Raw genomic sequence first — 5,162 nt, forward strand, 5'->3', positions numbered from 1 at the left:
CCCGCAACGCCGCCGGGCGGTTCCCCCAGCGCGGCGCGCATCGTCGCCACGCCTAGGCTTTAGTCATGCAACGGATTATCGGGACGGAGGTCGAGTACGGCATTTCCTCGCCGTCAGACCCGACTGCCAACCCGATTCTCACCTCGACGCAGGCGGTGTTGGCCTATGCCGCCGCCGCCGGCATTCAACGCGCCAAGCGCACCCGTTGGGACTACGAGGTGGAATCGCCGCTGCGCGATGCCCGCGGATTCGACCTGAGCCGCTCGGCCGGCCCACCGCCGGTCGTCGACGCGGACGAGGTCGGTGCGGCCAATATGATCTTGACCAACGGCGCGCGGCTTTACGTCGACCATGCGCACCCGGAATACTCCGCGCCGGAGTGCACCGACCCGCTGGACGCGGTGATCTGGGACAAGGCCGGCGAGCGCGTGATGGAAGCCGCCGCCCGGCATGTAGCCAGCGTTCCTGGTGCGGCCAAGCTGCAGCTGTACAAGAACAACGTCGACGGCAAGGGCGCTTCCTACGGGTCGCACGAGAACTATCTGATGAGCCGCCAGACGCCGTTTTCAGCCGTCATCGCCGGGCTGACGCCGTTCCTGGTATCCCGTCAGGTGATCACCGGCTCCGGCCGGGTCGGGATCGGGCCCGCCGGCGACGAGCCGGGCTTCCAGCTGTCCCAGCGAGCCGACTACATCGAGGTCGAGGTGGGGCTGGAGACCACCCTCAAACGCGGCATTATCAACACCCGCGACGAGCCGCACGCCGATGCCGACCGGTATCGGCGGTTGCATGTCATCATCGGCGACGCCAACCTCGCCGAGACGTCGACGTATCTGAAGCTGGGCTCGACCGCACTGGTGCTCGACCTGATCGAAGAGGGCGGTGCCCACGGCATCGACCTGACCGACCTGGCGTTGGCCCGGCCGGTGCATGCGGTCCACGCGATCAGCCGCGACCCCTCGCTGCGGGCCACCGTCGCGCTGGCCGACGGTCGCGAATTGACCGCCCTTGCGCTGCAGCGGATTTACCTGGATCGGGTGGCAAAGCTGGTCGACGGCCGCGATCACGATGCGCGTGCTGCCGACGTCGTGGAGACGTGGGCGCACGTGCTGGATCAACTCGAGCGCGACCCGATGGAATGTGCCGAATTACTCGACTGGCCCGCCAAGCTGCGGCTGCTGGAGGGTTTTCGACACCGCGAGAACCTGAGCTGGTCGGCCCCTCGACTGCACCTGGTGGACTTGCAATACTCCGATGTCCGGCTGGACAAGGGCCTCTACAACCGGTTGGTGGCGCGTGGCTCGATGAAGCGTCTGGTCAGCGAGCAGCAGGTGATCAGCGCGGTGGACAACCCGCCGACGGATACCCGGGCCTACTTCCGCGGCGAATGCCTTCGCCGCTTCGGCGCCGACATCGCGGCGGCGAGCTGGGATTCGGTGATATTCGATCTGGGCGGCGACTCGCTGGTGCGCATTCCGACACTCGAGCCGCTGCGCGGCAGCAAGGCGCACGTCGGCGCGCTGCTGGATTCGGTGAACAGCGCGGTCGAGTTGGTGGAGCAACTGACCACCTAACGGGCTGGACACAATGCGGCTTACCCAGAGCATTGGCGGTATCGACCGGTAGGGTGGAGAGACCGACGGGCGTGTTACTTGCGCCCGATGAATATGCAGGAGGCAGCGATGGCTCAAGAGCAGACCAAGCGTGGTGGTGGCGGCGGCGATGACGACGACCCCACCGCCAGCACGGCCGCGGGCCAGGAGCGTCGCGAAAAGCTGACCGAAGAGACCGACGACCTGCTCGACGAGATCGACGATGTTCTGGAAGAGAACGCCGAAGACTTCGTCCGCGCATACGTCCAAAAGGGCGGCCAGTGACCTGGCCGTTCCGCGATCGTCTGGCCACTCACTCAGCACTTCCGGGGACCGCTTTTGGCGGTCTTTCGTCATTCTCTGATTTTTTGCGTCGCGAGGCCCCCGAGCTGCTGCCCGTGGGCAGCAGTAACGCGGAGCACGGCCCGCTGGGTTCTCAGTTGCCGCACGGAACGACGATCGTCGCGCTGAAGCACCCCGGCGGCGTCGTCATCGCCGGCGACCGGCGCTCCACCCAGGGCAACATGATCGCCGGGCGCGACGTGCAGAAGGTGTACATCACCGACGACTACACCGCGACCGGAATCGCCGGCACCGCGGCCATCGCGGTCGAATTCGCCCGGCTGTACGCCGTCGAGCTCGAGCACTACGAGAAGCTGGAAGGCGTACCGCTTACCTTCGCCGGGAAGGTGAACCGGCTGGCGATCATGGTCCGCGGCAACCTCGGCGCCGCCCTACAGGGTTTGGTCGCGCTGCCGCTGCTCGCCGGTTTCGACATCGACGACCCGGAACCGGAGAAGGCCGGCCGCATCGTCTCGTTCGACGCCGCCGGCGGCTGGAATCTGGAGGAGGAGGGCTACCAGGCGGTGGGCTCTGGCTCGATCTTCGCCAAATCGTCGATCAAGAAACTGTATTCGCAGGTGACCGACGCCGATTCCGCTTTGCGGGTTGCGGTCGAGGCACTCTACGACGCGGCTGACGACGATTCGGCCACTGGTGGGCCTGATCTGGTCCGTGGGATCTATCCGACCGCGGTCACGGTCGGTGCCGACGGCGCAGCCAACGTGTCCGAGCAACGCATTGCCGAGCTGGCCCGCGAAGTCATCGAAAGACGTTCCCGCGCAGACACTTTCGGCCCGGACGCGGAGCGCTCGGGAAGTGACTCATGAGCTTTCCGTACTTCATTTCGCCCGAGCAGGCGATGCGCGAACGCAGCGAGCTCGCGCGAAAGGGCATCGCGCGGGGCCGCAGCGTGGTGGCGCTGGCTTACTCCGGGGGCGTGCTGTTCGTCGCTGAAAACCCGTCGCGGTCACTGCAAAAGATCAGCGAACTCTACGATCGCGTCGGCTTCGCCGCCGCCGGTAAGTTCAATGAATTCGACAACCTGCGCCGTGGCGGCATCCAGTTCGCCGACACCCGCGGATACGCCTACGACCGCCGCGATGTCACCGGCCGACAGCTGGCCAACGTCTACGCGCAGACGTTGGGCTCCATCTTCACCGAGCAGGCCAAACCCTACGAGGTCGAACTGTGTGTGGCCGAGGTCGCGCACTACGGCGAGACCAAACCGCCTGAGCTGTACCGGATCACCTACGACGGGTCGATCAACGACGAGCCGCATTTCGTGGTGATGGGCGGCACGACGGAGCCGATCGCCACCGCGCTCAAAGACTCCTACGCCGAGAACGCCAACTTGGCCGACGCCGTGCGAATCGCTGTCGACGCGCTGCAGGCTGGCAGCACCAACGGCGGTGATGAACCCAGCGTGGGGGTCGCGACGTTGGAGGTCGCAATCCTCGACGCCAGCCGGCCGCGCCGCGCGTTTCGGCGTATCACCGGTTCGGCGCTGGAGCGGTTGCTACCACAACACAACGGTTCGGAAAGCGACTCGGGCGAGGAGTCTTCGAAATAGGCTCTGTCCCGTGCTGATCGGGTTGTTGCTCGCGTTGGGTTGTTCGGTGTGCTACGGCACTGCGACGGTGTTACAGGCCGCCGCCACCCGCTCGGTGGATGCGGGAACCAGCGACTCCGGAGTTGACGCCGCCTTAGTGCTGCGAGCGCTGCGGCAGTGGCGCTACCTGGTGGGCATCGGGCTGGACAGTCTGGGTTTTTTGCTCCAAGTGGCCGCGCTGCGCCTGGTGCCGATTTACGTCGTCGCCGCGGCGATCGCGGCGTCGCTCGCGGTCACCGCGATCGTGGCAGCCTGGATGCTCTCGGTGCGGCTGTCACCAATGGAATGGGCCGCGGTGGCCGTGGTGTGCGGGAGCCTCGCGATGCTGGGCCTTGCCGCCGGTCCCGAGGGCTCGCAGCGCGGGCCTGCTGGACTCGGCTGGGCGCTATTGGTCGTGGTCGCCGTGGTATTGCTCGCGGGCGCGGCGGCGGGCCGGTTGGGCGACCGCTCCCGCGCGCTCGTGCTGGGGCTGGGGTCCGGAGCCGGCTTCGGAGTCGTTGAGGTCGCCGTCCGCCTGATCGATCCGTTCGACCCGACCAGAGCAGACTTTTACACCAATCCCGCCGTATATGCGGTGGTTGCTGGGGGAATTACGGGATTCTTGCTGCTGACCTCCGCGTTGAGCCGCGGATCGGTGACCACCGCCGTCGCCGGTATGGTGGTCGGCGAAACGGTCGGTCCCGCGCTCGTCGGGGTGGCGTGGCTCGGCGACCAGACCCGTCCGGGCCTGAGTTGGATAGTGGTGGCGGGGTTCGTCGTCGCGGTGGCCGGAGCCTTGGCACTGAGCCGATTCGGCGAGGCACCCACCCCGGCCGACGCCTGACCCCGGCTCGCGGGCGCGAGCCAAAGTGCAATGACAACACCCGGTTTGGCGCCGAACCCGCACTCCACGCCACACTCTCGGCGGGGGTTGCGCACCAGTTGCGGATTCAACCAGTACGCTCGAATTGTGCAGCGGCGGATTATGGGCATCGAAACCGAATTCGGTGTCACCTGCACGTTCCACGGTCACCGGCGGCTGTCGCCGGACGAGGTGGCCCGCTATCTGTTTCGTCGGGTGGTCTCCTGGGGGCGCAGCTCCAACGTTTTCCTGCGCAACGGTGCACGGCTGTATCTCGACGTGGGCAGCCATCCGGAATATGCGACCGCGGAATGTGACAGCCTGGTGCAGCTGGTCACCCACGACCGCGCGGGCGAGCGCGTGCTGGAGGACCTGCTCGTCGACGCCGAGCAGCGGCTCGCCGACGAGGGCATCGGCGGCGACATCTACCTGTTCAAGAACAACACCGACTCGGCAGGCAACTCGTACGGGTGCCACGAGAACTACCTGATCGTGCGGGCCGGCGAATTTTCCCGGATTTCCGACGTTCTGTTGCCGTTCCTGGTCACCCGCCAGCTCATCTGCGGCGCAGGCAAGGTGCTGCAAACACCGAAGGCCGCCACCTTCTGCCTCTCGCAGCGCGCTGAGCTCATCTGGGAAGGCGTCTCGAGCGCAACGACCCGATCACGCCCCATCATCAACACCCGCGACGAACCGCACGCCGACGCCGAGAAGTACCGGCGCCTGCATGTCATCGTCGGCGACTCCAACATGTGCGAAACCACCACGATGCTCAAGG

At 66.4% G+C, this 5,162-nt stretch carries 6 protein-coding genes; all 6 read left to right on the forward strand.

The features are described 5' to 3' along the window. Nucleotides 1-65 precede the first annotated feature (65 nt). The gene (dop, locus tag WBF82_RS03505) at nt 66-1,574 is read left to right on the forward strand and encodes a pup deamidase/depupylase (protein WP_424381710.1); all 1,509 of its coding nucleotides are present in this window, start codon (nt 66-68) and stop codon (nt 1,572-1,574) included. A 108-nt stretch (nt 1,575-1,682) separates the two neighbouring features. Further along, nucleotides 1,683-1,877 carry a ubiquitin-like protein Pup gene (locus tag WBF82_RS03510; RefSeq protein ID WP_043409984.1) on the forward strand — a complete coding sequence of 65 codons (195 nt, stop codon included), beginning with the start codon at nt 1,683-1,685 and terminating at the stop codon, nt 1,875-1,877. After that, nucleotides 1,874-2,761 carry a proteasome subunit beta gene (gene prcB / locus WBF82_RS03515; RefSeq protein ID WP_424381711.1) on the forward strand — a complete coding sequence of 296 codons (888 nt, stop codon included), beginning with the start codon at nt 1,874-1,876 and terminating at the stop codon, nt 2,759-2,761. Before WBF82_RS03510 ends, prcB begins: the two co-directional genes overlap by 4 nt. Beyond that, complete coding sequence (prcA, locus tag WBF82_RS03520; RefSeq protein WP_424381712.1) at nt 2,758-3,504, forward strand: proteasome subunit alpha; 747 nt, start codon at nt 2,758-2,760, stop codon at nt 3,502-3,504. The genes prcB and prcA overlap by 4 nt, the downstream gene beginning before the upstream one ends. A gap of 10 nt (nt 3,505-3,514) precedes the next feature. Then, nucleotides 3,515-4,366, forward strand: coding sequence for a DMT family transporter (locus WBF82_RS03525; protein WP_424381713.1), 852 nt, complete (start codon nt 3,515-3,517; stop codon nt 4,364-4,366). 126 nt (nt 4,367-4,492) lie between these two features. Next, on the forward strand, nt 4,493-5,162 hold a 670-nt coding region (locus tag WBF82_RS03530), incomplete at its 3' end, for a proteasome accessory factor PafA2 family protein (RefSeq protein ID WP_424381714.1).

Origin of the sequence: Mycobacterium sp. (assembly GCF_049673265.1) — a bacterium.
GTDB lineage: Bacteria > Actinomycetota > Actinomycetes > Mycobacteriales > Mycobacteriaceae > Mycobacterium.